Source organism: Lacrimispora sp. (assembly GCF_032078915.1).
Lineage (GTDB): Bacteria > Bacillota > Clostridia > Lachnospirales > Lachnospiraceae > Lacrimispora.
The window spans coordinates 50,560-75,135 of record NZ_DAMAUN010000017.1; the positions used below are offsets into that span (position 1 = coordinate 50,560).

Below are 24,576 nucleotides of genomic sequence, written 5' to 3' on the forward strand. Positions count from 1 at the left end.
TCTAATAAAATGCCAGGAACGCAGGAACTACGATCATGACCATGACCACTCCAAGCATCATAAACAGAGGCAGCAAAAGTTTGGTTCCTGCTTCTTCCCCCAGCTTTTTCGCCAGGTTCTTCCTTTGCTCAAAGGCTGAAGCCATCTCAAGCTCCAAAGCCGGGCGAAGCTGCCTGCTTCCGTTTTTCTGGCTCTGTTCCAGAAGAGCAGAAAGCTTTATGTAGGCCTGTAAGCCGCACCGCCTTCCAAATTCACTGTAAGCCCGTCCTTCCGACAGCCCGCTGCTAATCTGCCCTGCTGTTTTCACCATCTCCTCATACGCCGGACGTACATTTCTTTTCCCCTGCTTTAGGGCCTCCTTATAGCCAGCCGCAATCCTCTCCCAAGCTCCACGGACCGTAAGACCTGCTCCGATATAGACTACCAGCTTGGAAACCACCTCAGAGTAATCAAACAGCAATTGCTGCTCGCGTATCTTCGCCAGACTTTTCCTGTCAAACTCTTCTTTTACGTGCAGGAGAGCCGCCAGTAAAAACCCAAGTACCGGCAATATCCGGTAATCCGCCTCTTCAGGCTTATAATACGTCAGCCGGTTCCCTTCATAAACGGATGGCAGCAGCAGGCGATCCTCCGTCTGCTGTTTCATATCCATCTGGCCTATCCACTGAAGAAAGTCCGCGGCTGCTTTTTCTTCATGGGTAAGGGAGGCCGGGTAAACCGTTACTTTAAACTCAAATCGATCTTCATGACGCCCATCCGTCACTCTGGCCCTTAACCAGACCTGCTCTCCCAATTCTGGTATTTCCTCATTGTGAACAATTCCAAAGGAATCGATCACCTGGGGATTATCAGATTCCCAGCTGATTCTAAGCCCATAATCTCCCAGGCTGTTCTTTAAATTTAAGCTTTCTCTCACCTCCTCAAGGGACTCATTTTCCCCCAGCATCTGCTCTATCAGCTCAGGCTGGATCCTTTGTAACAGCTCCTTTGCCTCTTCCGCCCCATACTGCCGCTCCCTGACAGGGATCCTCACCGGCATCTTCCTATCCCCATTCTCCCGGTCAAGCCCGGATACCAGGATATCATATGTAGTCTCTCCATGCCCCGGCCCTGCCCGTTTAAGCCCTCCCCCTTCCGATACCGCCTGCCCGCCCGCTGCATAAAACAGCTTCAAAGCGGCATATAAGACAATCCCGGTAACAGCGCAGGCTGTCTGTATCTTTGTAAAAGGAAATCTCCATGTTCTTTTCATATCTCAATCCTCATAATCCATTTTGAAATCCCCAGGGCTGCGATGTAAATGATCATGCACAGGGTCATAAGAATCCTTCCGATTCCCGTACTGTACATGATGTTAAAAAAGCCTGGAGAAGTCAGATCAATATAAAGGACAATAAAAAAGGGGATCATGCTCATAATTTTTTGTTCAAACTGTTTTGAGGCTGTCATCGTTAAAATCTCCTGTCTTACCTGTACCTTGTCTCTTATTACATCCGCTGTGTGGCTTATGATCAAAACCAGTTCTCCTCCGCTTCGTTTTGCCGCGGCAAATACCTCCGCAAAGTTCTTAACATCATCAAGACCGCTGCGGCCAGCAAAATCGGAAAGCGCCAGCTCCACCGAACGGTTCATCCGGATCTGACTCTCAATATGCTTAAATTCCCTGGAAACCATCCCCTCCTCCCCGAAAAGCAAAACCAATTCCTTTACGGAAGCAGAAAACGCGTTCTCCACAGAGTAACCGGCACTTAAGAAGGAAGCTAAAAGCAGGATCCCCTCCTTAAATTCCAGATTTAACTGCTGAAGCCGGCCTTCCTTTAACTCTCTTTTTTTGATCATGGGGAATATAAAAACCATTGGGACAAATAACAGAAATGATGGGGCGCTGCGGTAAAAGATGTAAGCGAAAAGTCCTGCAATCGCCAGGCCTTGAAATCCATACAGGCACCACTGAACGGGTGTCAGATCATAGGTTTCATATCTCAATGCCTGCTGCTTTAAGTTTATCGGCGTTTTGAATAATTCCCACTTTTTTAAGGCTTCCATGGACAGCCTGTCCTTCTTCCGGATTCCCATAATCTTCCTCAAACCTGTATAGCGGATTAAGCCTGATTTCTCCGTTCTCATAACCAATTACCTCCACAATGGACAGGACCCTCCTGCTTTTATCTCTGAGCCGTCCCAGATGAATTAAGATATCAATTGCTGCCGCGACCTGGCTTCTGACCGCTGCCAACGGGATATCTGCTCCCATAAGCACCATAGTCTCCAGCCTGGATAGCATGTCCCTGGGACTGTTTCCATGTCCGGTGCTGAGGCTTCCGTCATGGCCGGTGTTCATGGCTGATATCATGTCCAAAGCCTCCTTACCTCTCACCTCTCCAACGATTATTCTGCTAGGATTCATAATGAAAACGAGATAAAAAACCGGCCTTTGATTATTCAAGGGCCGGGAATTAATTCATGTTATGTTAAAAAACTATAAAGAATTGAAAGTATTAGTTTTCTAGTTGCTTTGTTTTATTAAATCTTATAAAATGTTTTACAAAATCCCTATAACGTTGAATAGATATAGGAACTTTGGCTCCATTAGTCATAATAACAGTGCGATTTTTTGAAACTTCTTTAATATGGTTCATATTTACTATGTATGATTTTTTACATTGATAAAATGATTCGTCTAACTGCTCTTTGATTTCATGTAACATAGCGTTAGCCTCTAAAAGCTCATTTTTTCCATATATCTTTAATTTTCTTTGAGTTGTTGCAATAACCTCTATATAATAAATTTGATTTGCATACCTTGTTAAAACATTTCCATTGTTCCGTAATACAATAATTTTTTGTTCTTCTATTTGACTTTTTGACAGAACTTCAAAGGCATTTACAATTTGTTCTCTAAGACTTGTTTCTACTTTTTCGATTTGTTCTTTTAGGATATATCCTTTAGCTCCAATCTTATATTTATATGTCAGAAAAGCCTTATCTGCATGGGCCGTAATCATAACTATATATGCACCTGGATTGATAATTCTAATATTTCTACCTAGTTCTATTCCATTCATAACATCAATACCAAGGTCAACATCTAATAAATATAACGCTGGTCTTTTATCTTCTTCTGTCAATGCTATAACATCAGCTGGTTTTGTCGCCGCACACATAATTTCCGCTTCACCGTCTAATTCTTCTGCGATTATCTTTAAAGTCATGTTTTTTAGTAAGCCTAAAAAACTATCATCATCTTCACAAATGTATATCGGTATCATTATATCCCTCCAAGTAATAGTTTTTAAAAGGCGGGCCCGGAAACCGGATACCCGCCCATCTACAATAAATGTCACACTAGAATAATACGACCATTATAGAGTATATGTAATAAAAAAGGCTTGTTAACGAAAGATAATTCGTATAATGATTTAATATTGAATTAACGTGTATACTCCTCCACTTTTGCAAATAGTAAAGAAATCTGCTCCTTGGTAATCTTCTTTATATGCATAAAAATACCCTGCTTCTATTGATGCATCATTAAACCCCTCCATTTTATACCCCTTTTCCTTCATTGTTTCGATTACTTCGTTTTTGGCCCCCTTAATTACAATTTTTTCCATTCAAATACTCCCCTTCCCTTTTGTATTTTTTTCCATCTGTTATATTTCTATATTACCACTATTTTACAATATCGGAGTTGGTATTAATTTCCAGATAATGCCTTTTGACTTTCCGAACTAATGTTTGTATAATCATCTCAAGAGGTGATTAATATGCAGGGAATATGTGGGCTTGCGCCAGACATTAATAGGTGTCCCCATTACATTAGAGACAAGGAAAGCTGTGGAGCTGACCATACAGGCTGCGGATTTTATCGTAAGCCCGATAATAAAAAGGAAATGAACGACCAAAGACAACCGAAGTGGTTTGAACAGTACTATGATAGGTAGGAAAATGCATGGGAGTATTTGGAATCGGGACAAATGTAAGGAAAATTGATAGCGGTATAATAAGAGGCCGTACATACCCCATTGCTTGCATGGCCTGGTATGCTCCCGGCTGCCCTCCGCGACCGCTACTTTTTAAATTCGAGGGCGAGGACGGGGTTTTGCAAACTGTATCAGATATAAAGATAAAATGTACAGACAATAAATGCTATGACGGTGAGCCGGTCCATGAATATAGGTGTGATGCGGTTTTCGGCGGTATACGATACGGATTCAAGTTGATTTTCTATGTCATAAGTTGCAAGTGGATAATGGTTTTATAACAATAAAAAAGGCGGCTCCGTGAGGAAACCGCCTATATAATTTATCCAGCAAGCAGCTTTGTATTGGTCTGCTCTATGAATGCCTTGACCTGGTCATACCCCCAGCCGCAATCAACAAGGCCGCTTACCAGGCGCTCCATGGATTGAACCGCCTTTAACTCTTCTGCAGTGAAACAGTCTCTTAGATCATCATTGTTTCCGATTTCATACTTTTCCCGTAACTTCTTAGCGTCTATGCCGAAGATAACCTTATAAATACAATTTGTATAGGTCGAGTATGCGTGACCGTGCATTCGCTCGTTTTCACTGGATTGCTGTATGGCTTTGGTTAGCGATTGCCTTACTGCTATACCTTTTTCCCTTTCGATCAGCTTTCCTTGAAGGAGTTTTTCCATGGATTTAAACTGCTTGATGTAGGCTTCCTTGAATTTCATAGCAAGATCGCCAGTGTAACCCATTGCAAGCATTGTAAAACCATCTTTTGTGATGTAGTACATCGGCTGCCTTTTGTTTTGAGAGTTAATATAATAGGACAGCTCAAAATTTAGCCGTCCGAATTCTTCACTGCAGCCTAACTCTCGGATATCTTTTAATACATTCTTATGCTCTTTACTGAACGTATCGGCCACATCAAGACTGCTCACCACGGTTACTTCTTCTTTGTTGATCTTTGTAATCTCTACTAACATATTATCAATCCTTTCGTTGATTTTATTTAATAAAAAAGGATAGGCCCGTTCTGAGCCTACCCATAACTCCTATTCTGCTAATCCTGGATACTGCAGCGCTCCGTCTTTATCCGGTGTAAGTGCCACAGGCTCCGTTGCCATCTTGCCGTCCTTGTCCAGGTAATACCACTTGCTACCAGAAGCCTGCAAGCCCTTAACCATGGCCCCGTCAGCGCCCAGGTAATACCAATCCCCCTTGTACTGATACCAAGTGCTTGACACCATAATGCCGGCTGCGTCGAACCAGTACCATGTGCCATCGGAATCCAGATACCAGCTATCCCGTACCGGTTCACCTGTATTTCCAAGATATAATCTCCACCCGTCTGGCTCCTGATTCCAACCTGATAATTTAACCGGTTCTGGTGCCGGCACAACATCGTCCTGTATGTATCTCCTAACACACACGAGGCCCTTACGCCAGCCGCCAGGAGCGAATGAATTGTACCGGTCCTTACAATATGCCACTATATCCTTGTAGGACGGCCTACCGCTGCCGTGGCCGCAGATAATACCATTACCGCAGTACATTTCCACGTGCCCGATCTTAAGCGGCCTGCTGGCATCCGTCCCGGCAAACTCTAACAGACCCCCAGTACGCAAGCGCGATATATCCGGGATACCTGCGGCTATATCTGCATCAACGGTAGTCAGCTTACCTGACTGGTATATCCCTGCTGTATTGAGGTTTCCGAAGCCATACCCGGCCTCTTGATAGCTATAGCATATTGAACTGCTGCAATCGCTATAATAATTACCATCTGAGTACTTCTTGAAACAGTAATCACGCAAATTCTGATTATAGATGTTACGGCCTATGAGCGTTGCATACTTATCACATACCATCTGCCTTTTCTGTTCTGCTGTCATGCTGATTCCTCCATTCAAAAAAGGCCCAGGATTCACCCAGGCCAAAATAATTAATATCTACTCTGATTTATTCCCCTTACTTTTCAGCACCTCTATGGCATTTGTAAGCACCTCAGATTTTACAATACCCATTAGCCCTGCATTCTCTACTATTGACAGGGCTTCATTTGCAATAAAACCGTATGTAGTGGCTAACATAATATAATCAACCCCTAATACTAAGTCAATTTGATGGGCTACTGCAAGCAAGCATAGCATCATAATCTTTTTACATATTCCTCTAAACATAGCCTTTGAATCCGCCGCTCCGCTTTCGGATTTAGGGGAATTATTAAATGCAGCCGCCACCATAAACCCGGCGAACAAATCAAGTCCCATCATAATAATTACAATGTTCAATGTCGGTGTCCAGCCCCCAAACATTTTAGTTCCAATCGTTGCCGCTATACCAAGCCCCGTACATAAGATATCCTTTTTCATTCTCATAATCCTCATTCTTCCTTAATTTTTAGATGCAAGAATTTCCTGTTTCTGAACTTCGGTGATCCATTTCTTTATAACCGCGTTTGCAAGCATTGCCGCCGTCAACTGCCCCTTACCGCCATCAAATAATCTCAATAATGTCTCAAACATATTTATCCCTCCAGACTTGATAATACTAACGTATCAACGGTTGCGGTTAGTGCTTTGATTTCTGCAGCCTGCGCCGCTACTATTTCATTTAAATCAGGCGTTCTGAAAGCTGCGATCATTACATCGGCCTTAACCTCTGTTATTCCATCCTCTTCTAACCTGATTACATAATCGGACTGTTTAGTCAGCCTTCCGGCATATACCAAATCTGACCGTTTCCAATCAGCTTCACCGGATAATCCAACCTGGATAATACTGTTATTAGCTTTCAAGATTGTTTCGATCTCATCAAAGGTCAATCTCCCTTTCTGGAAAGTGATAGTACCTCCCGATTCGCTAAGATTCACACCTGCAGCGACCAGATCAAATTCCTGATCGCCAAATTTGATTTTTTCAATGTTTATAATATTGCTCATAAAGCTCCTTCCTGCCTCTCGGACATAAAAATAAGAGCCGGTGGCTCCCATGGTTTTACACGTATATTATTTCGTTGATCCCTACAACCATTTATAATTGGGTATCTTACTCCAATCAAGCTTTTGTCCACAATCAGGACAATAATTTGTTTTTATTCCTGACCCCTTATATCCATCTGAACATAATAAATGATTGCTGCAAGTAGGGCAAGAATAGTGTATCATGTACTCATTTTTTTCTTCCCTTTTCATTAAGGGTTCTTTGCTGACGCTCTTCCACATGATTTCTAGCATCACATCACTTTCAACATTGAACCACTGTACTACTCCCGATTCTCCCGGTTCTCCTTGTAGCCCGGGATCATCTGGCCCCGGTCCACGATGGCTCATATATTCTTTCCATGGTTCGTTTTTATCCATAGATTACTCTCTTTCTGCTGTTTTGGGACAGCTCCGGTTCTACGTTAAATAGCAATTTAATAGTATCAGGTGGTGATATAAATATGACTGGAGGCGATTTTTCCGCTGGACTAATTTACTATCAGAATGTCGGCAGAATATCTGTATTATCTTTCGGTGGGTTACAGTTTACAAATAGTTTTCCATCTGGGTCTACTATAAGATTAATAACTCTGAACAACGGCAGTTGGCCTATGGTTACAACAAAATCGGTGATAGTATGTCAGAATATCACCTTATATTTAACCATTACCACATCTGGTGAAATTAGCTTGGCTAATTATTCGGGCACCAATGTTCCGGCTGGCGCCATCGCAGAAGGACAGGTTTCTTATGTTACAAGCTAAATGATTATTAACCCAAATAAACAACTGACCCGTAACACAAGGAATTACTAATCTGTGTATACGTAATAATACGACCATCGGTATGTATTTGAATGAGCGCTACCCCTGAGTTTGCGTAACACACCATGTATTCTATTTTTCGCGGCCGATATTCAGTCGGTAACGTAGCAATTATAAAAGGATTCCCCGCCCATGTAACAGGAGATGCGATGGACAGTGATACATTTATAATATTACCTTTATCCTTACCAAATCGGATCAACTGATTTTGTTGTTCCAATGCAATGGCATCATCATATTTGCTAACAAAATTGCTATTTAGTGTAGTAACCGTTTGGTTAACAGAGTACAGGGCCGCCATGCTGGCAGCCTTGGAAGCATCGTTTACAATTTGGCTAACCACATCAGTTTTTAACAGTAATTTAGTGGCAACTTTATCCGCAATCGCATTGATAAGAAGCTGGACTGTGGAACTTCCCCCAGCAGCACCAACCAATCCCTGAACGTCTGTGGCACTGATTAAGTTTGCTGCATTTGGCCCGGCCGGACCAGTCTCACCCTTATCACCTTTATCGCCTTTATCACCTTTTGATCCGGTAGCTCCGGTTGCCCCGGTATCCCCTTTAGGCCCGGTTGCTCCTGTCGCTCCTGTTTCTCCCTGAATCCCCTGTTCTCCCTGCGGCCCTAAATTAGTACCCGCATACACCCATTTAGCCACCGTGGCGGCACCGGCTACCGTACACCGATATATCCGGCCTCTGTCTGCACCTGTGCCCGTATTTTGGTAATAGTCGTTTACAAGGGCTGCTGTCACTCCTGATCCGCTAAATACTGTGGCGGTTGTGCTTGTACCGGTTATTCCGGTTCCGTTATACCAGAGGCTACCGCGCTGACCAGTATCACCCTTTGCACCGGTTGCGCCTGTGGCTCCGGTTGGCCCCTGTGGACCCGTTTCCCCCTGGATCCCCTGTATGCCCTGCGGTCCCTTTACATTGCCTAAATCTAATTCAACAACTGCCATATTATCCTCCTAACCTTACAATAAAATGTCCTGACTCATTAATGTGTACCGGGGGCGGATCTGCGGAAGCATCTGAAAACAGAACATACAAATGCCCGTTTTCCCGAATCTGAAAAGCATAGTTTCCATTCGCCTGCGTCACTACGGCATCAAATCCCCGTTCGCCCTGTAATCCACGTGGACCTTGGATCCCCTGAATTCCCTGTGGACCCTGTCCTCCGGTTGCTCCCGTGGCACCCTGATTTCCTTGTGGCCCCTGCGGACCCATAGGACCATTGAAATATCCATTCATCAGTTTGGTATTAAAATCAGTCAAGGTTTCATCTACCCGGCCCCCGGCTGCGGCTATGTCCGTTACGGCCTCGTTTGCAATTACCTCTGTCTGATCTCGGAAGGTCTTGGCATTATTCTGATACTGGAGAGCCATATCTCTGGCGGCCTGGGCATCAAGCATATATTGCCGAAGCTCCATCTGTATGGAAGCGTCCAGTTTAGCCATAGTAACAGAGCCGTCTACTATCTCCGCTGTTATGGTCCGATTCAGGATCTTCATGGAAATGGTAGCTGTACTATCCACGGAATAGACAAATCGGGTAAGGTCAATTACCTTTTGTGTACCATCTGCCAGGGTAAGGACTAGCTCATTATCATCATTGATATCAAAGTTCGCAACCACCTTTTCAATAGCCAGATCGTAAGTTGTTACGGTTCCATTCTGCTGGGTAACTGTCAGGATCCCTGTATCCGTGTCCAGGGTGATTTCCTTTACCAAAGTATTTACAAGAGATTGCTCCGCCTTTTTAGCGTCTAGCTGCACGATCCGGTTATCTGCCTCTTTGATACCGTTCTCAATTTTAAGAAGATTTGTACGGTTTATGGGCGTTTCCTGCGAAGGTTCATTTCTCCAGTCTGTTATGTAGTAGTATGGTCCATAAGCCATTTAACTGGCACCCTCTTTCTTATCTGCTTCCTGCTCCTTGATTTCTCCCGGGGTTCCTAACTCCAACATTTGTGCAATGGCTGCTATCTGCTTGGCATTCTGGATTCCAGTTACGGTAACAGCGTTCAGCATGTATTGAATTTGCAACACCTGTTCTTCTGTGTATGTAATTACTTTTTTCATGGACTCTCCTTTCGTAAAGATTATTTGCCATATTCTCCCAAATCTTCTATACTGTGATTACAGGCCCTGTCCGGCCAAGTACAGAAGAAAGGGGGATGCGGTATGGGAAGACTACACCCCGAAGCTGATAAACTCTTGTTTAAAATCTGCGAAATTTACAACAAAACCGGAAAAACCGAAATTGATACCATGGATATCGTGCTTGGCGCAGATGCAGATTCTTATTTTTATGAACTCGAATCAGCCGGGTACATAGAATATCAGTATAATGTTTTTCCGGTTATAAAAGTCTTGGACAGAACGATTTTATTCGCGCAGTCAATTAAAAACTAAACAAAAACTTCCAAAGAACTATCGCCATCTTCGGTGGTAGTTCTTTCATATCCCTTTAAATACGGTTTCATAATTTCCTTAGCCTCCTCCAGCTGTTCTGGTGTGATTTTAGCCAAGACTTGCAGCATTTCCCTGATATCAATAGTGGCTGTAATAGCGGGACTATTTAGGTTCTCACCTGACTGGTCAAATGAGACCCCTTTAAGCGCCTTTCCAACTTCGATTTCCGCTACAGAAACGTACGTTGATCTACCTCTGTTCTCAAGTTTAATTAAATCCTTTACCATTCTTCTCTCTCCTTTCGGCATACAAAAAGAGCGGGGAATCAGTCCTCGCTCTCTGTAATAGTTTTATTTTATTCCTGTATCCATGCCCCATCTGAGCCTACAATGTAGCCATCTGGGGTTGTGGTGTCGTGAAGCATGATGCTCCACTGGTCAAAATAGTACCACTTGCCATCTATTTCGGCCCAAGTGCTTTGTTTAGATATTCCATCTTCTCCGAAATAATACCAATCACCTCTTGCCTGTTTCCACGCATTAACCGCATAAGTTCTGTCTTCATAAACATAACGATAAACTTCTGAATAAACATCATTTCCTATTGCGGCCATTCCTTCTGGTAAACCAAAAGCAACAAATGATGTATATAAACTCATTAAAAATGCAACAATTAATGTTTGTCTAATTTTTCTCATAACTAATCCCCTTTTCATAAATTTATATAATAATTCTAATATATTCATATGAATAAAGTCAAGGGATTCCTCATAAATTGTTTACATTGAGCTTTTTATATTTTCAATTTCCGCCCATAGTGAAACTATGTTTTTTTTGACAGATTTCCAAGAGCTACCCCAGCCTGTTTCAGTACCAAGAGCATCAATGCTTACATCACTTGTACAAAACGTAGCATCACATTGTACACTTCCTCCAGTTGTAATCTTCCCGGTACCTAGTAATTCAATTCCGCCATACCCATTACCACCAATATATAAAGAAGCATAATTTCCTCCAGGACTACCAGCAGGCGGTCCCTGTGAATTTGCTCTAAACCAGCCATTATTAGACCTCAATAGATTACTACCATTAGCACTCACGTAATAATCACCAAATCCAACGGCGCTCCCATTGGCATAAAATGTTTGAGATTCCAGATTTCCAGTGAAAGTACCATTAGTAGCAACAATATTCCTACAGGTCAGTTTTCCTTCACTTGTCATACTGGAATAGTTAGATTCCCACGACAACCGGTTTGTTTTAATAGTAACGGCATTTGGTTCCACTGACAACTGAGAAGAAACTTCCCCTTTACTTACCTTTAGGGATATCTGATCTGCCGTCTGTATAAACTTGGAATTAGTATCATTCGCAAGGTTAGTAACAGATAAAGCTATCTGGTCCGCCCTAATGCTCAATGAAGCTTCTGCCTGTTTCGCCCTGGTTACTTCCGCAAGGATCTGATCGGCTGTGATTGCAAACTGTGCTTCGGTTTCTGCCTTCAAATCAGTTACCCTTACAGATACTTCTTCCACGGACTTCTTTATGATCGCCGTTTTCCCCTCCAGCTGTATGATCTGCGTGCCAATCCCAAAGTTTTCTTTTCTCTCTCTGGTTCCTTGGGCCTCAAATGTATCCATCATTGCCTGAATGCCTTTTATGGTCCGTTTCAGACAATAAGTCTCAATTACATCATCAGAGGTATAACAGATGATCCCGTCCCCCGGTTCTACCCAGGGAAGCCCCTGAGTTACAATCTTACATGGTCGATATGTCTTCCGCCCGATATTCTCATGCACTGTAGCCGCTATATTCAGCAGTTCCTGCGCTCCTTTGCCGTAGACGAGGAAATTACCCTGTATGGTATAAGTATTAGTACCAAGGCCGTAGGCGGCCCCTACGTCCCCTTCCTCCTGCCTGATCTGGACCTTATCAATACCTTTCACAAGAAAATCCTCATAATTGGCTTCTCTAAGATGTGATAAGTTCTCCCCCTGCATTTCAGAAGGGTATAAATCCTCTGCCGGAAATAACTCTTCCGACGGATACAGACCTGACGATCCGAGGAAAACATACTTAAATTTTCCGGTATTATCAATCTGACCGAAGCACCCGTTTATCTCACAGATGGCTTTCATTACATCACGCCCAGATATCTGTGAAGGGTCAATCGTCTTTGATATCTGCATGTCGTCAAGAGGCAAGGTAACTTCTTTTTGCGATACCCCTGCGCGCTCACACAAGGCTGTACGGAACTGTTTCAGGGTCATAGGAAACTCTAGTCCCTGATACCAGTCAGCTACGTCTACGGCGAAATTAAGCATTCGATCGTAGGCTACAATCTTTTTCTTATTCCTGTCTGCCTGACGCTCAAAGCTTTGAACCTTATAGATTCCTAACATCATTTCATAGCCGCCTGCCTCTAAGGATAATGTGAACCATTTCCCGGTTAGATCCATTAATACATTGGATACCGTCACCTCTACCATAGCAGCTCCGCACTGTCCAAATGCCAGGGATTCCGTGGAGCATAATACCTGAGTCAATACAAGGTTATCATCTGGCACCTGGGTTCCGTCTATGATGCAAATTGGTGTATCGGTTCCTGCATCAAAATCCTTTTTATCATAAAATTTCATTTTGAATATCCGCCATGTATCAATGGAGCTGTTTGGTTTCCGATACAAGGCTTTTATTTCCTCTGGAACATTTAACACCCTATCGCCTCCTAATATTCTATCAAAGTTATGGTAAATGGATCATAGACCATGTTCAGCCGGTTCCTGTCTATATGATTGATCGTGTACTTAATATCTGGCATATAGAATTCGCCACTTGCATAGTCCATGATCTCGCTATTCCAGTATGTAAGGTTCACCTTTCGTTCCACTGCATTGGTAATTCCAGAATCTACAATAGCCTTTAAGACTATCTTTTCACCATAATACAGTTTACGGATAGGTATTTCTATCTTTGATTTAAAGTAGGGAGAAGTGGTCCTCCTAAGCGCTGCCGTGGCTGATTCCCTGTAGGCGTCAAGCTCCAGCCTTTGGTTTGGTGTTTCATCGTATTTTTCTAAGTAGCTATTCGGGAGAACTGTATTCCCGAACTTTACCATCCAGCCTTGAAATGCCATATTCTCCCTCCTTTATCCCATTAATGGATTTACACCTGTTGAATCGATTACTTGTTGATTCTTTCTGACTACAGTCCGGTAAATATCGTCGCCAATATTAAGAGTCAGATTTATATTTCCTTCATCAGAAGAGCTGCCCTGTCCTCCAGCAGACTTCAATTGCTTAATAAGCTCTGATAGTCCCTCTAGGAAGGAATTACCCTCTGTAGAGTTTTTAAGTGTCTGGTACTCTCCTGCTCTGGGAGGCACAATAACACCCTGCGCCATCTTTGGCAGATAGGCAGCTGCGTTTGGAATATTAATTCCTGCGGAGAGCTGCAGATCGGCTTCATCAAGTACATCTCTAACACCATCGAGCCAACTCTTGACAGCCCCTGCGGAAGACTTTGCCATGTCAGAGATACCATTGTTAAATCCTTGGATAAAATACTCTGCAATAGAGTATGATTCTCTTGACGGCGAATGAATATCAAGCCCTTCTTTCGCTTCATGTATGGCACCCTGCGCCCACTTTGTCATTGCTGCTTTTGTCAGATTTGAAAAGTCGGAAATACCGTTTGCAAACCCTTCATTGATACGCTTTGCCATCATGTAAAACAAATTGTACAGTCCACCGGTTCCTGTGTAATTGGAATCACCCCAGAACCATGTCCTTAGGTTATTTGACCATGATTCCATAGGTGTACGTGAATCGGAAAATCCTGATTGCATTCTCTCATTAAAAGCAATAATGATCTGATTCGCAAATTTCTTCCATGATGCTTCGTTTACGCCTTTTCCTTCTCCCTCTCCGATGAACCATTTCCGAATGCTGTCTGCCCAGGTCTCCATTATACTCTGTGATTTTGTATAATCCTGGCTTATAGCACCGTTGTAACCGGATATGATTCCGGTGCCCCATTTCTTTGATTCATCTGAATTGTTTCCTGAAAGGCCTAGCTTGCTGGTAAACCAGTTTGAAATACCGGAAGCCCATTTTTGAACTATACTCTGTGAGTTGCTTTGACCGTTTTCCACTCCCTGATTGAACCCGTCAACTGTATACCCTCCAATTTCCTTGAGTACTGTAGAAGGGCTATGGATACCAAGAAGCCCCTTAATCCCATTTACAAAAGGATCTGTAATATTGGTTTTTATGAATGCCCCTGGATTTGAGAAGAAGTTCTTTATTCCATTGCAGAACCCGTCCCAAAGGTATTTACCCATTTCAGCCATGACGGTAGATGGACTATGAATGCCGAATGCATCTTTAAACCCATTGATAAAAGGCTCAAATACATTCTTTTTCACCCAGGCCCCGATTCCAACCAGTGCATCTCCAATCCCTTTTAGAATTCCCTGAGCCACATTCCCGCCGCACTCTTCAATCTTTTCTTGGAAATATGTCTGAGCGGCTTCTACTCCATCTGATATTAAACCACCTAAAAAGGCAGCAATACCGCCAAGTACTGCCCCGATTGCCATAAACAGCCTGTTTGCTACCGTGGCCCAGTCTATATTTTCCAGAGATGTTGCAACACCTTCCCCGAATGCCCACCAGTCAGTTTCTACAACAAAAGTGATCAATGCATCTAATAAACCTATTACGATATCGCTGACCGCTGTCCCGGCTCCTGCCCAGTCAAAGTTTTGGAAAAACGTACTGAGACTTAATGCGATAGAGCTACCGAATCCAGTCCAGTCAAATGTTTCAGCAAAGTGTGAGGCCATAGTAAATAAACTGCCCAAGCCTACCGCAAACAAAAGTCCGATCTTTGCCCAGTCAATGGTATCTATTGTTCCGTTCAATCCCAGGGCAAATGCTTCTCCAATAAGACCCCAGTCAAGCTGAGTTATAAGCAAATATAGAGTATTAACCAGGGTATTGGTACCTGTCCCCATCATAACTCCAATGGAATACCAGTCTATTGTTCTAACAAGGCTGTTGAATAAATCCGTAAAATCGGTGACAAAGGCCGTGATCTTTGCACCAGCATTATCCCAGCTGATAAAATTGGTGAATCTCTGAACTTCGTCGTTTATCTTTTCTCCAATGATCTGACCGATTGCTGCAAAATCTCCAGCCTTAAAAGCTTTCATAATACGACCTGCGAAATCACTGATTTCACTGTCAATCTTCGACTCTGTAAACATCTGGGACGGATCCACACCTCCGGCCCCGTTGGCTCCGGAATCGTTTGCCTGCTGTTGGATCTGCTTTAGTTCGTCAAAAGGAGCAAGGGCTTTCTTAATATCATTTCCTGCCTTCTTTGCTGCTCCTCCTGTCTTTTTCAGGCCATCAGCATAATCCTTATTGACTTTTACCGCTTTTGTAAACATTCCCTTCCCAGACAGGGCCGCCAAAAATTGGCCGATCAGGTTTATTACATAGATCAACTTTTGAGCCAGTACATCTAGGGCAGGTATGACTATTGACGTAATTGGTGAAAAAGCTGCAGCAACACTGTTTTTTAATTGAGCCGTGGTGGAAATAAATGAACTCATAATCGAATTGAAGTTGCTGGAATACTGGGCATAATTCTGTATCCCTTCTTTGAAGGCAGATGTAATCCCACTGATGATCTTTCGGATTGCCGAAAATAGAATCATCTTACTCAAAATGCTGCCTAACCCTCTGCTGGCGGAAGTGGCCTGCCTTCCTGTATGCGCAAATCTATTTCCCACCTTTGACAGTGTTTTTGCGGCTATGCCGAGCATAGCGGATAGCCATTTTGCTCCCGCGCCTTCCTTTCTAAGTTTGCCAGATGTCTGTTCTGCCTTATTTCCAAGCTTTTTATTCTCTGTTGATGCCTTAGCCTTCTCTCTGGCAAGTTCGGTCATGTGTGAGGCTGTCGTGCTGGCGGCAGCGCCTTCGCTCGTGATCGCCTCACCTGTCTGATTGGACAATTGAGCCAGATTTTTTAGATAAGCCTCATATTGTTTTTGGGCTGCCATCACCTTCTGAAGCTTAAGGTACACCTCGTCGTACTCCGGCATGCCTAATGTAATTCCCTTAGCGCTCAAAACTGCAAGTTCTTGTTTAAGCTCCTGAATCTGCCCGGCAAAGGAAGACGAGTCGAGTTTGACCGGAATAACTGCATCTGGAGTAGGGCTGGTAATCTCCCGCTTGTAGTCAGCTAATGCCTGCTTTATTTTAGCAAGCTTAAAGTACGCTTCATCATACTCTTCATCTCCAAAATATAATCCTTGGGATTCCATCTGCTTTAACTGCCCTGAAAGAGATTCGATTTCTGACTTAAATTCATTGGTGGATTCCGACGCTTTTCCCATATCTTTTACGTAATTATCCACAAATTCCTGGACTTCGTTTCCGTACACCTGATACTCTCCTGGTACATGTGAAGCCTGTGGTTCTGCCATAGATTCTGCAGCTTTTTCGCCATGACTCACAGCGATTTCATCCATTTGCCCCTTAAGCGCCGCAGTTTCATCATTGGCCTTCTTTGCAGCTTTCGCTATCTCTTCTACCTGTGATGCGGTGTTTTCTGCGCTGCTTCCAGCTCCCTCCACCGCTTTGCCTGCTCCGTGGAAAGACCTTGTGATGTTATCCGATAATCTTTCTATGGTAGATGTAAGTTTTTCCATTGCATTTTTTAGTGTCGAACTACCTTCATCGAAACCGCTCGTGTCCACCTTAGTGTCAAATTTAAGACTCCCATCAAAAGCCATGCTCTCACCTCTTCCCCGGGCATAAAATAAGACGTCATGCGGCGCCTACCCAAAAACATTGTTTAAATAATCAATATCTGCCTGTTCTTCCAGCGTGTAACGGGTCTTAATATCGCAAAGAGCTTTGTTGTTACGATAAAATTCTTCTTCCCATTTCTCCAGCTTCTTTCCCTTTGCAATCTTCTGACGAATCCCAAGAACCATAGAAAACGTCCCATCTTCAATTTCCATAAAGTAACCCATAAAGGTCCACCAATGGATATATTCCACAGATCGGACCTCCCTATGGGCTAATTTATTTATTGCTGGAAAGATAATAGGTTCATCCTGCTCCCAGTCAATAACTTTTAAAGGAGGCTTTTTATCTTCTGCCACCTGACCACAGTCAATAAACCATTTAGCCTTTTCTGCCGCCTCTGTAATGTAATCTTCCGGGATTACCTTTAAATGATCCCGGAAGAGTCGCTTCATCAATATGTATAGCCTTTCTCTATCGTTATACTCCGGATCAGCACAGGCGGTTAATCCGATCAAAATGTTTCTAAAATCTGTTTCAATGGGATACTCCACTCCGCCTACATTCAAGCTGACCGGCAAGGCCCCGATCATTTTCAAATATCTCCCAGATACTTATTCATCTTCTTTTCTGACTTCCGGTTATATGCCTCAATGGCAGGTCCCATAAGCCCCATTAGCGCATCTATGACTTCCTCAAATAAGTATTTCTCTTTCCCTCTGGTGCCAACAATGCAAAGCGGCGACTGCCCATTAAAGATGGTATCAAACATATCTGCATTGAACACATCGTTGATGGCTTTTCTCATGGCCTTTGTAAATTCCGCCACATAGGCAGCTTCTTTTTCAAGTTCATCTTTAGGACTTCCATCAGGTTTCAGTTCTATGTCTTCCTCTGGCTTGTAGTCTTTAAAATCACTCTGCATTTTTAGCAGACGGTTTATAATTTCTGGATCAGCAGGGTTAAAATAGATCACCCTGCCCGGATCGTCATTTACCACAAAGCTTTCAAGACCTTCGTTAAATTTAAGACTCTTCATCTACATCACTCCTATTCTCCGGATCCAGAAGACCCCGCAGTAAATGTTTTAGTTGTAGGATCAAAAGTTCCCTTTGTCCTTGCGCCGGTATAGTGAAGGTTGAATGGAATTTGGTACCCGGTTGTATCACCACCGTAACTACTCACCTCGATGATGGCTTCTTCTTTATAGGCTGTATATTTTCCAGCTGTTGGGCTTTCCCATGTATGAACTTCCACAACATCAGTCACTAATTCATCAAGGGTCTGACGCTCGTCAATGATATCCTGAAGCCTTTCAAATAATGCGCTCCCGACTTCTGCATAATATGGTTCTACACTGGCCTGCGGCTGATAGCTGTCAAGGATCACTGATGTTTCTCCAAGAATATTATTCTTGGTTTCAACGTTGGCGTTCATCTCTACTTTATACTCTTCCAGATCCTTTCCAAGTCTCTGATACTCTGCCGGATCTCCTGGCTTAGCGGCATTAATGTAGTGTGCCATAAACTGGCGCTTAATTTTACCTGTAACTGCCATATTTAAAATTCCTCCATATCTATTTTATAGTAGGCATAAATCTGTATCTGGTACAGTACGCCATCATTTACGGTTGATCCCATGGGCTGCATAGCCATGGCATTGGCTGTGGTTGCTTTAATAAATCTTCCGGTCAGTATTTCATCACCGGTATCAACCTGAATTCCGTCCTCTTCTGGGAGCCGTTCCAGCCAGTAAGCCAGCTCCAGAAGGAAATTACTGTTTGCCACTCGACAATAATCAGTAAAAGACGGACACACGGCATATAGCATAAACGTGTGCCTGCGCTGCTGATTTCCCAATATATCTTCATTTACAAGGGTATCTCCGGCACTGGATAGGCCGTAACTGGTTGCATCGGGGTCCGTAAAATCAATATGTAATTCTTCTCCTGCAAGAAACTCCTGTATCTTCGGATACTCTGATAGTTTCTTTCTCATAAAATCAATAATGGTCATGTTCAACCTCCCCTGTTTGCAACTGCCTGTGCACCTTCCAGGATATCTTCTTTATGGTCAGCAGCCATGCGATCGAAGAACTTCTTTCCGCGCATAGGGGCACCAGTATACTGTAATTCCCTGCCCGTAGGAATCTTGATTTCATCTTTCTTGGCCCAAGGGCTTCCGGTTGTTGGTGAAACAAACAGGATTCCTTCATGAAGATAGTGAGCGTATGGTCCTGGTATATCAATCTGGCCGGATCCTATGACCGTTCCAAGCACCATCATGTGTTCCAGCTCTCCGGCTTGTCTACGTGGCATATAATCGCTCATATACCGCATGGATTCGCTATCTATGAATTTCTGTACCGGGCCACCTTCTTGTAGACCACGGCGTTTTAATAGTTCTTCTTTGGGGAGCATATCAAGTTCAACTTTCACCCTACCGCCTCCTATTTACTGGAAAGCTCATAATGTTGTACTGCTTCGCTTCCATACAGTTTTGCATCTGCCGATGTTATCGTAATAAACTTATGGGCTGCTTTAAATGCTGTCAAAGATTTTGACAAGGCAGCCTGTGAACCGCTGTCGATTTCATCTTCAATGATCCCTTTTACAGCCAGGTCTTTTCCCGGTGTAAATTCAACAGGAGATTCAAGGCTCTCCAGAGGAATCACCAAGAGAACAGAAGCAGAGTTTCTTTCTCCTGTCCGTAGTAGTGTAGACTGGGATATTTCCTCCCAGTACACGCCCTCAATCGGGAGCCTGGTATACTTATCTACACCGTTTTCCTTGCTGTACAAATACATTGTTGTGTCTGCGTTGGTAAACATATTAAATCCCCCTGTACAATAGCCCGGTTTCGCTGAGCCACTTATTCATGATCCGGTAAGCGTCTGAGGCACTAACATCTGTGTCCGTAAGCGCCTTTTCGGAGAATGTAGCAGAATAAGTTCCAATCTTTTCGGAAGTTTTACCTCCAGCGGCCTTGCGTTCTTTCTCATTGGTATAACAACACTCTGCAATCTCACAACAACACATCTTGATATCATCGGTCAAATCATTCAGCTTATCAATTCTCCCGAATGTAAGGCTGTTCATGATCCGGCTGGCACTCCTGGCATAGAAGCAAAAGCCGGCGCTGATAACCGGCTTCCTTCCGAGCAAATATGAATTTTTATAAAATGCATCATCAGCGTAGACTTTCATCAGCTCCGGCCTCCTTTATCTCTAATTAACCATTGGTGATAAGCTTTGCCATTGGGATTGATTTAGGATCAAACTTGATATCCCAGTTGGCTTTATTGAAAAGCTGTACATCGGTTGGAGACTGAGTCCAGCCAGAAGACGGAATGGTGAAATTAAAACCGTTTGGATGAATCGTTTCCCTCATACGGGTAATCAGTTCATCCTGCCCTCCGTTTTTCTTTGCTTCCCTTACTGTCTCAACCGGTACATCAACCCGTCCTTTGGCAGTCCTAATGACACCAGAGCCAAACAAGTATGTCGTATATCGGTAAAGACCGCTATTGTCTTCTGTGCCTCCCACTGCCTCTACCGGGACACCATCATCAATCAGAACCGTAAATCCATTGATATCGGCAATCTGCATCTTTCTCTGGATTCCTAACGAATCTGTATATTTACGATATTGCAGTAGCTGTAGATTCTCAAGCGTATTGGCAACACTGGAGTGCATAATCGCCAAACCGAAAGCCCCTTTGTTATCTCCGCAGGCCAAGGTGGCAAGATCATTTAAGTCAGTTTCTTTAATCTTCCTTGCTTCTGCCGTGGCAGAGGATAAATCAAGTATATGGGTATCATTCCATACCTTTCGGTACCCACTGGCTCCGGTAATATCAAATACTGCATTTGTTACACCAATCAGGCGGCCCTGTCTGCGCTTCTGCCAGTACTTCGCTATAGTACTCGCGATATGTCCCATTGGATCCGCTCCGGATAATTCAGCAGTGAAGTTCCTGGCAAAGAATCCTTTTGATCGGCCATATACAATGCCAGTCTGAAATCCTCCGCCTACTTCTTCTACCGTGATATCCGTCTGTCCATCGTAGTTCTGATCTTCCCCTGATAACGTGTTGTAAAAAGGAATCGTATACTGATTACCCTTACTCTGTATCATTCCGGCAATCTCAGAATCTTCCACAACAGCGCCACTTTCAATCATTGCCGTTAAATACGGGTCTGGTGCCTCTCTCCATAAATCTAAAAATATTTCCTCTTCAAAAGGAATTCCAAAAATAATACCTGGCATATTAATTACCTCTCAATTCTTCATATTTTTGTGGATTGGCTGTTTTTAATTCCAGCCGTTCCTTATACCCCATCTTCTTAAATGTCTCCGGGGTGATATCCGTTATTTTAGTTCCGCCTGTTTTTGTAACGGCCACAGTTATTGGCTCCTGTTTCCCGAACAGATATCCTTTCTCTGCTTTGATAGATTCAATTGCGGATAAGATATCCTTACTCTGATCTTTTGATTCCATAAGGGTCTTGACGTCCATGTGGGCCTTGATCGCTACATCATCAATTCCTCCGGCTTCTGTAATTGCCTTTTCCAAAGACTGATGAAAAGTTCTCTCTACCGCTTCTTGTGCATACTTCTGTTCTGTCTGTTCCAGCTTCTGCTTATATTCTTCTGCGGCCTGCTTTGTCTGCTCATAGTCTGAAAAGCCCTCGATGGTTTTATTTGCCGTAGTAAGCTTTTCCTCCAGTTCCTTGTTCTTCTGCTCCAGGGTTCCGTAATCGGCCTTAACTACTTCAATATCATTACCGTTTTCAGTCATGATTTTATCAATCACTTCTTTTTCCAGGCCTAAATCCTCTAAAAATTTCCGTTTCATAAATGTACTCCTTTCTCGCTACGCTTTTATACGGGTTCGCTCCCACACGATTGATAGTTTTACGTCATTCCGGACAAATTGGTATAAAAATAAGACGCATTACCCTGCGCCTTAATGGGAGATATTTAGGATCACCGCCTTTCTACTGCATGGAAGCAGTTTTGGGGGTATAGATTCTTTCCAGTTGTTGTGGAATATCCATTTCTTTTGATAGGTCCGTATAGGTCTTGGAAGCAAGGCGCAGCCTGATTTTAACTGCTGATATGTCGTCTGGATCCGCTTTTGCTTTTTTCAGAAGTTTGATATCCTGCTTTAGTTTTCGGATCGTACGTTCAAGCTTTCTTTGGTACTGAATGGCGCCGTATGTATCATACTCTTTTCTGTTAAATGTTCTCTTTGTGTTCTCGCGGCGGTTCTGCTCCAATAGCCATTCATCGGTGTATTTCCTTTTAGATATTCCAGGGATAAATGCAAATCGTATATGATAGCAATTGATTCCACCAAAACCCAACATTTCACCAAGTCCGCACACCGTCCGCATTTCTGCTGAACTATAAACCTTGCCCTGCCAACTCTGATGATTCATGAAGCCGGTGCCTGTATTTCTGGCTCCCATATGCCATTCCACTTCCCAATAGTCCGTGTTTAACTCCTTGGCATTACTTTCATTAATTTTGTCAGTTAACTGTGCCACTCCGGTCATAACAGCGCGCCGGGCAGCTACCTCTACACGGTCCGACCGGCCAGAGGCATAATCAACGGTACGCAATCCGCTGGAAGTCATTTCATCAATCACACCATTTATGGCTTGACTGTAGGTTTTCACTCCTGTGATTATTTCAGTCATGGCATTATCCAGAGTTCGTTCCAGATATTCAGAAAGAGGGGTAAATACCGTTTCTTTCCCCATCTTTACATTGAAGCCTGTGGTCTGTGTGATGTTCTCCATAGGTCGGAGACTGTCTTTTGTCTGCTCCCTGATTGCGGATATGACCTGCTGCAACCATTTATTCTCCTGATACGGTATATAATCCTTTCCTACAGCCTGATAAAGCTCCTTATTCGTGACATAGTCGGACTTTACGGCATGTTCATAGAGTTTATCAATCTGGAGATCGCTGTCCTTCAGGGCTTTGCTGATTATCTTCTTAATCCTTGCCTTACTTTCACCGATGGCAACCACACGTCCAAGTGTCCAGTCAATGAGTGGTGTAATTAATCCTGCGTTTTCTATGCGCTCCACAATCTCCGCCATGATAGACATTTCCATGGCTGTCATGATTCGCTCTGTTGGTTTCGGAAGCTTTTCTAGTTCATCTGGTGTCAAATGCTCACCCCCTCCGCCTTATTATTCCTCTGTTAGTGCTGGACTTGGAAGCCTCTCCGCTGCCTGTTCTTCGGTCTCGCCATACCACTTAGCCCGGTATTCCTCCGGTCGCATGATACCAGCTGCAAGATCCTGCCGGTCTTCCTTGCGTTCGGTTTCTTCGTCAACAAGTATGGAATCTTTAAAGTTACATATAAATTCATACCCTGTTTGAGTAAGGCCATTATAAAAAGCCAGAGCATAAACCATATCCTCCAGGCAGTCTTTCAAGTTCTTTTGTATTGCTGTAACCATGTTGTACTTTCTTTTTTTGGCCACAATTACTTCGGTAGCTGTCTTTTCAATGACTGATGGATCTGAGATATCACCATAGGCCAGCCCAACATTAAACTCTATCTTTCTTTCGTGATAGCATAGACCATTAATGATGTTTTCATCTCTGAATTCCGGTGTGAAATCATCAAAAAACTGCTTATCCTTGGATTCTATATTCAATCCACGGTATAGCCGTTTATTAAGCTTTGCAACCCCTTCCACGATCTGTCCGTTATCTGCCAGGTTCTTTTTTATGGCTTCAATACTTGTATGGATCGCCCGCTCTCCGCTCTCGAATTCCCATAGTAGCCGACCATACTGAATATCGGCCTGTTTTATTAACTGCTTGGCACTGTCAAATATGGATACCCCACAGAAGGATCCGTCTATATCATTCTTGATCGGATTCCTGTAGTATCCAAAATCAGGCCGGTTCATCAAGGGGTAATTGATATATGGCGGAAGCCCTCTCCATTCCTCTATAACCTTCAAGTTGACCTCTGTCCCCAGACTGTTCCTGTCATTGCATTCATAAGCAGTATTTGTTATTGTTAAGCCATCTTTATCAAGGGAATGATATTCCAGCCTGCGGTAACACTTTGTATCATTGATCGGCTTCGTATCCAGGAACACAACCTTTATAAGTCTGCCTTTTGAATCAAACTCCACCGGAACAAAACTATCTGCGGTCACATATTGGAAAGCGTTTCCTCCCAGCGGCTTTATAATCATGGATCCAAGAGCAAGTCCGCTCTGCAGGTTTTCATTAAGCGTCTCTAAAACAGTTTGGTATAACTCATTTAGTTTATCATTGCTGACTTTGGTATCCATTTCGTTTAAAGCGATATTAACAAACTCACTCACTATACCGGATTCAAGGCGCAGGGAATGGATTGCATCATGGTCGATCCAGTCTGCTTCACCTTTCAGCATTTTATCCCATTCCGATATGCATTTTATCATCTGACTTGAAATAGCCGGCTCCTTGCCTATGGCCGCGCCTATGTCTTTTACTGGGATCATTTTTCTCACCACCTTATCAATCCATTTCTTTATGCCATCA

General features: G+C 43.3%; 31 protein-coding genes and 1 pseudogene. 2 read left to right on the forward strand and 30 right to left on the reverse strand.

The genetic code is table 11. The annotated features are described in order from the left end of the window. Position 1 precedes the first annotated feature (1 nt). The 11 genes and pseudogenes from RT269_RS09110 to RT269_RS09160 all read right to left on the reverse strand — a co-directional run bounded on the left by RT269_RS09110 (position 2) and on the right by RT269_RS09160 (position 7,331). Positions 2-1,252 carry an immunoglobulin-like domain-containing protein gene (locus tag RT269_RS09110; RefSeq protein WP_313182036.1) on the reverse strand — a complete coding sequence of 417 codons (1,251 nt, stop codon included), beginning with the start codon at positions 1,250-1,252 and terminating at the stop codon, positions 2-4. After that, a complete protein-coding gene (locus RT269_RS09115) occupies positions 1,249-2,076 on the reverse strand; it encodes a type II secretion system F family protein (protein ID WP_331664120.1) in 828 nt (275 codons plus the stop codon). Before RT269_RS09115 ends, RT269_RS09110 begins: the two co-directional genes overlap by 4 nt. Next, positions 1,976-2,407: pseudogene (locus RT269_RS09120) on the reverse strand (ATPase, T2SS/T4P/T4SS family); the annotation flags it as partial. The gene RT269_RS09115 and the pseudogene RT269_RS09120, both read right to left, overlap by 101 nt. Positions 2,408-2,498: 91 nt before the next feature. Further along, a complete protein-coding gene (locus RT269_RS09125; protein ID WP_313182038.1) occupies positions 2,499-3,269 on the reverse strand; it encodes a LytR/AlgR family response regulator transcription factor in 771 nt (256 codons plus the stop codon). Between the two features lie 150 nt (positions 3,270-3,419). Further along, the gene (locus RT269_RS09130) at positions 3,420-3,614 is read right to left on the reverse strand and encodes a hypothetical protein (RefSeq protein ID WP_313182039.1); all 195 of its coding nucleotides are present in this window, start codon (positions 3,612-3,614) and stop codon (positions 3,420-3,422) included. Positions 3,615-4,305: 691 nt separating this feature from the next. Further along, positions 4,306-4,953 (reverse strand): Rha family transcriptional regulator, encoded by a 648-nt coding sequence (locus RT269_RS09135; protein ID WP_313182041.1) that lies wholly within the window; start codon positions 4,951-4,953, stop codon positions 4,306-4,308. A 69-nt stretch (positions 4,954-5,022) separates the two neighbouring features. Further along, entirely contained in the window at positions 5,023-5,862 is an 840-nt protein-coding gene (locus RT269_RS09140; RefSeq protein ID WP_313182042.1) for a cell wall-binding protein, read from the reverse strand. Between the two features lie 57 nt (positions 5,863-5,919). Continuing rightward, positions 5,920-6,348 carry a phage holin family protein gene (locus RT269_RS09145; RefSeq protein ID WP_313182044.1) on the reverse strand — a complete coding sequence of 143 codons (429 nt, stop codon included), beginning with the start codon at positions 6,346-6,348 and terminating at the stop codon, positions 5,920-5,922. Positions 6,349-6,363: 15 nt separating this feature from the next. Beyond that, positions 6,364-6,495 carry an XkdX family protein gene (locus RT269_RS09150; RefSeq protein ID WP_313182045.1) on the reverse strand — a complete coding sequence of 44 codons (132 nt, stop codon included), beginning with the start codon at positions 6,493-6,495 and terminating at the stop codon, positions 6,364-6,366. A 2-nt stretch (positions 6,496-6,497) separates the two neighbouring features. Beyond that, the gene (locus RT269_RS09155) at positions 6,498-6,911 is read right to left on the reverse strand and encodes a hypothetical protein (RefSeq protein WP_313182046.1); all 414 of its coding nucleotides are present in this window, start codon (positions 6,909-6,911) and stop codon (positions 6,498-6,500) included. 81 nt (positions 6,912-6,992) lie between these two features. Beyond that, positions 6,993-7,331 carry a hypothetical protein gene (locus tag RT269_RS09160; protein ID WP_313182047.1) on the reverse strand — a complete coding sequence of 113 codons (339 nt, stop codon included), beginning with the start codon at positions 7,329-7,331 and terminating at the stop codon, positions 6,993-6,995. Positions 7,332-7,414: 83 nt separating this feature from the next. Between RT269_RS09160 and RT269_RS09165 the strand changes: the two genes are divergently transcribed. Continuing rightward, positions 7,415-7,717: a hypothetical protein gene (locus tag RT269_RS09165; RefSeq protein ID WP_313182048.1), complete on the forward strand. Its 303-nt coding sequence runs from the start codon at positions 7,415-7,417 to the stop codon at positions 7,715-7,717. 7 nt (positions 7,718-7,724) lie between these two features. Here the strand turns inward: RT269_RS09165 and RT269_RS09170 are convergent, their stop codons facing one another. From RT269_RS09170 to RT269_RS09180, 3 genes are read right to left on the reverse strand one after another with little or no spacing between them, the layout of a single operon-like run. Then, the gene (locus tag RT269_RS09170) at positions 7,725-8,738 is read right to left on the reverse strand and encodes a hypothetical protein (RefSeq protein ID WP_313182049.1); all 1,014 of its coding nucleotides are present in this window, start codon (positions 8,736-8,738) and stop codon (positions 7,725-7,727) included. Position 8,739: 1 nt separating this feature from the next. Continuing rightward, on the reverse strand, positions 8,740-9,678 hold the full coding sequence (locus tag RT269_RS09175) for a hypothetical protein (protein WP_313182050.1): 939 nt from the start codon (positions 9,676-9,678) through the stop codon (positions 8,740-8,742). Continuing rightward, positions 9,679-9,861: a hypothetical protein gene (locus RT269_RS09180; protein WP_313182052.1), complete on the reverse strand. Its 183-nt coding sequence runs from the start codon at positions 9,859-9,861 to the stop codon at positions 9,679-9,681. Between the two features lie 102 nt (positions 9,862-9,963). On the opposite strand from RT269_RS09180, the gene RT269_RS09185 reads away from it, so the two are divergent. Then, complete coding sequence (locus RT269_RS09185) at positions 9,964-10,194, forward strand: hypothetical protein (protein WP_313182053.1); 231 nt, start codon at positions 9,964-9,966, stop codon at positions 10,192-10,194. Here RT269_RS09185 and RT269_RS09190 read toward each other — a convergent pair. The 16 genes from RT269_RS09190 to RT269_RS09265 form a co-directional block, all read right to left on the reverse strand. Beyond that, the gene (locus RT269_RS09190) at positions 10,191-10,481 is read right to left on the reverse strand and encodes a hypothetical protein (RefSeq protein WP_313182055.1); all 291 of its coding nucleotides are present in this window, start codon (positions 10,479-10,481) and stop codon (positions 10,191-10,193) included. The genes RT269_RS09185 and RT269_RS09190 overlap by 4 nt on opposite strands. A 68-nt stretch (positions 10,482-10,549) precedes the next feature. Then, positions 10,550-10,891 carry a hypothetical protein gene (locus tag RT269_RS09195; RefSeq protein WP_313182056.1) on the reverse strand — a complete coding sequence of 114 codons (342 nt, stop codon included), beginning with the start codon at positions 10,889-10,891 and terminating at the stop codon, positions 10,550-10,552. An 81-nt stretch (positions 10,892-10,972) separates the two neighbouring features. Then, complete coding sequence (locus RT269_RS09200) at positions 10,973-12,910, reverse strand: tail fiber domain-containing protein (RefSeq protein ID WP_313182058.1); 1,938 nt, start codon at positions 12,908-12,910, stop codon at positions 10,973-10,975. Between the two features lie 11 nt (positions 12,911-12,921). Further along, positions 12,922-13,329, reverse strand: a complete 408-nt coding sequence (locus tag RT269_RS09205) for a DUF6711 family protein (protein WP_313182060.1) — start codon at positions 13,327-13,329, stop codon at positions 12,922-12,924. Positions 13,330-13,341: 12 nt separating this feature from the next. After that, positions 13,342-16,998, reverse strand: a complete 3,657-nt coding sequence (locus RT269_RS09210) for a hypothetical protein (RefSeq protein ID WP_313182062.1) — start codon at positions 16,996-16,998, stop codon at positions 13,342-13,344. Between the two features lie 45 nt (positions 16,999-17,043). Further along, positions 17,044-17,607, reverse strand: coding sequence for a Gp15 family bacteriophage protein (locus tag RT269_RS09215; protein ID WP_313182063.1), 564 nt, complete (start codon positions 17,605-17,607; stop codon positions 17,044-17,046). Between the two features lie 2 nt (positions 17,608-17,609). After that, entirely contained in the window at positions 17,610-18,053 is a 444-nt protein-coding gene (locus tag RT269_RS09220) for a hypothetical protein (protein WP_313182064.1), read from the reverse strand. Between the two features lie 11 nt (positions 18,054-18,064). Continuing rightward, complete coding sequence (locus RT269_RS09225; protein WP_313182065.1) at positions 18,065-18,571, reverse strand: hypothetical protein; 507 nt, start codon at positions 18,569-18,571, stop codon at positions 18,065-18,067. Positions 18,572-18,573: 2 nt separating this feature from the next. Continuing rightward, a complete protein-coding gene (locus tag RT269_RS09230; RefSeq protein ID WP_313182066.1) occupies positions 18,574-19,029 on the reverse strand; it encodes a hypothetical protein in 456 nt (151 codons plus the stop codon). A 2-nt stretch (positions 19,030-19,031) separates the two neighbouring features. Further along, positions 19,032-19,451: a hypothetical protein gene (locus tag RT269_RS09235; protein WP_313182068.1), complete on the reverse strand. Its 420-nt coding sequence runs from the start codon at positions 19,449-19,451 to the stop codon at positions 19,032-19,034. A gap of 11 nt (positions 19,452-19,462) precedes the next feature. Beyond that, on the reverse strand, positions 19,463-19,843 hold the full coding sequence (locus RT269_RS09240) for a DUF6751 family protein (protein ID WP_313182070.1): 381 nt from the start codon (positions 19,841-19,843) through the stop codon (positions 19,463-19,465). Between the two features lies 1 nt (position 19,844). Then, on the reverse strand, positions 19,845-20,219 hold the full coding sequence (locus RT269_RS09245; RefSeq protein ID WP_313182072.1) for a hypothetical protein: 375 nt from the start codon (positions 20,217-20,219) through the stop codon (positions 19,845-19,847). A gap of 25 nt (positions 20,220-20,244) precedes the next feature. Beyond that, positions 20,245-21,282: a coat protein gene (locus RT269_RS09250; RefSeq protein ID WP_313182074.1), complete on the reverse strand. Its 1,038-nt coding sequence runs from the start codon at positions 21,280-21,282 to the stop codon at positions 20,245-20,247. A gap of 1 nt (position 21,283) precedes the next feature. After that, positions 21,284-21,871 carry a phage scaffolding protein gene (locus tag RT269_RS09255; protein ID WP_313182076.1) on the reverse strand — a complete coding sequence of 196 codons (588 nt, stop codon included), beginning with the start codon at positions 21,869-21,871 and terminating at the stop codon, positions 21,284-21,286. Between the two features lie 142 nt (positions 21,872-22,013). Beyond that, on the reverse strand, positions 22,014-23,198 hold the full coding sequence (locus RT269_RS09260) for a phage minor capsid protein (protein ID WP_313182077.1): 1,185 nt from the start codon (positions 23,196-23,198) through the stop codon (positions 22,014-22,016). Positions 23,199-23,219: 21 nt separating this feature from the next. Then, positions 23,220-24,536, reverse strand: a complete 1,317-nt coding sequence (locus RT269_RS09265; protein WP_313182079.1) for a phage capsid protein — start codon at positions 24,534-24,536, stop codon at positions 23,220-23,222. Between the last annotated feature and the right edge of the window lie 40 nt (positions 24,537-24,576).

Excerpts from the sequence above, each read along its gene's own strand:
- RT269_RS09110 (WP_313182036.1), bottom strand. The coding sequence starts at position 1,252 with ATGAAAAGAACATGGAGATTTCCTTTTACAAAGATACAGACAGCCTGC.
- RT269_RS09115 (WP_331664120.1), bottom strand. The coding sequence starts at position 2,076 with ATGGGAATCCGGAAGAAGGACAGGCTGTCCATGGAAGCCTTAAAAAAG.
- RT269_RS09125 (WP_313182038.1), bottom strand. The coding sequence starts at position 3,269 with ATGATACCGATATACATTTGTGAAGATGATGATAGTTTTTTAGGCTTA.
- RT269_RS09130 (WP_313182039.1), bottom strand. The coding sequence starts at position 3,614 with ATGGAAAAAATTGTAATTAAGGGGGCCAAAAACGAAGTAATCGAAACA.
- RT269_RS09135 (WP_313182041.1), bottom strand. The coding sequence starts at position 4,953 with ATGTTAGTAGAGATTACAAAGATCAACAAAGAAGAAGTAACCGTGGTG.
- RT269_RS09140 (WP_313182042.1), bottom strand. The coding sequence starts at position 5,862 with ATGACAGCAGAACAGAAAAGGCAGATGGTATGTGATAAGTATGCAACG.
- RT269_RS09145 (WP_313182044.1), bottom strand. The coding sequence starts at position 6,348 with ATGAGAATGAAAAAGGATATCTTATGTACGGGGCTTGGTATAGCGGCA.
- RT269_RS09150 (WP_313182045.1), bottom strand. The coding sequence starts at position 6,495 with ATGTTTGAGACATTATTGAGATTATTTGATGGCGGTAAGGGGCAGTTG.
- RT269_RS09155 (WP_313182046.1), bottom strand. The coding sequence starts at position 6,911 with ATGAGCAATATTATAAACATTGAAAAAATCAAATTTGGCGATCAGGAA.
- RT269_RS09160 (WP_313182047.1), bottom strand. The coding sequence starts at position 7,331 with ATGGATAAAAACGAACCATGGAAAGAATATATGAGCCATCGTGGACCG.
- RT269_RS09165 (WP_313182048.1), top strand. The coding sequence starts at position 7,415 with ATGACTGGAGGCGATTTTTCCGCTGGACTAATTTACTATCAGAATGTC.
- RT269_RS09170 (WP_313182049.1), bottom strand. The coding sequence starts at position 8,738 with ATGGCAGTTGTTGAATTAGATTTAGGCAATGTAAAGGGACCGCAGGGC.
- RT269_RS09175 (WP_313182050.1), bottom strand. The coding sequence starts at position 9,678 with ATGGCTTATGGACCATACTACTACATAACAGACTGGAGAAATGAACCT.
- RT269_RS09180 (WP_313182052.1), bottom strand. The coding sequence starts at position 9,861 with ATGAAAAAAGTAATTACATACACAGAAGAACAGGTGTTGCAAATTCAA.
- RT269_RS09185 (WP_313182053.1), top strand. The coding sequence starts at position 9,964 with ATGGGAAGACTACACCCCGAAGCTGATAAACTCTTGTTTAAAATCTGC.
- RT269_RS09190 (WP_313182055.1), bottom strand. The coding sequence starts at position 10,481 with ATGGTAAAGGATTTAATTAAACTTGAGAACAGAGGTAGATCAACGTAC.
- RT269_RS09195 (WP_313182056.1), bottom strand. The coding sequence starts at position 10,891 with ATGAGAAAAATTAGACAAACATTAATTGTTGCATTTTTAATGAGTTTA.
- RT269_RS09205 (WP_313182060.1), bottom strand. The coding sequence starts at position 13,329 with ATGGCATTTCAAGGCTGGATGGTAAAGTTCGGGAATACAGTTCTCCCG.
- RT269_RS09210 (WP_313182062.1), bottom strand. The coding sequence starts at position 16,998 with ATGGCTTTTGATGGGAGTCTTAAATTTGACACTAAGGTGGACACGAGC.
- RT269_RS09215 (WP_313182063.1), bottom strand. The coding sequence starts at position 17,607 with ATGATCGGGGCCTTGCCGGTCAGCTTGAATGTAGGCGGAGTGGAGTAT.
- RT269_RS09220 (WP_313182064.1), bottom strand. The coding sequence starts at position 18,053 with ATGAAGAGTCTTAAATTTAACGAAGGTCTTGAAAGCTTTGTGGTAAAT.
- RT269_RS09225 (WP_313182065.1), bottom strand. The coding sequence starts at position 18,571 with ATGGCAGTTACAGGTAAAATTAAGCGCCAGTTTATGGCACACTACATT.
- RT269_RS09230 (WP_313182066.1), bottom strand. The coding sequence starts at position 19,029 with ATGACCATTATTGATTTTATGAGAAAGAAACTATCAGAGTATCCGAAG.
- RT269_RS09240 (WP_313182070.1), bottom strand. The coding sequence starts at position 19,843 with ATGTTTACCAACGCAGACACAACAATGTATTTGTACAGCAAGGAAAAC.
- RT269_RS09245 (WP_313182072.1), bottom strand. The coding sequence starts at position 20,219 with ATGAAAGTCTACGCTGATGATGCATTTTATAAAAATTCATATTTGCTC.
- RT269_RS09250 (WP_313182074.1), bottom strand. The coding sequence starts at position 21,282 with ATGCCAGGTATTATTTTTGGAATTCCTTTTGAAGAGGAAATATTTTTA.
- RT269_RS09255 (WP_313182076.1), bottom strand. The coding sequence starts at position 21,871 with ATGAAACGGAAATTTTTAGAGGATTTAGGCCTGGAAAAAGAAGTGATT.
- RT269_RS09265 (WP_313182079.1), bottom strand. The coding sequence starts at position 24,536 with ATGATCCCAGTAAAAGACATAGGCGCGGCCATAGGCAAGGAGCCGGCT.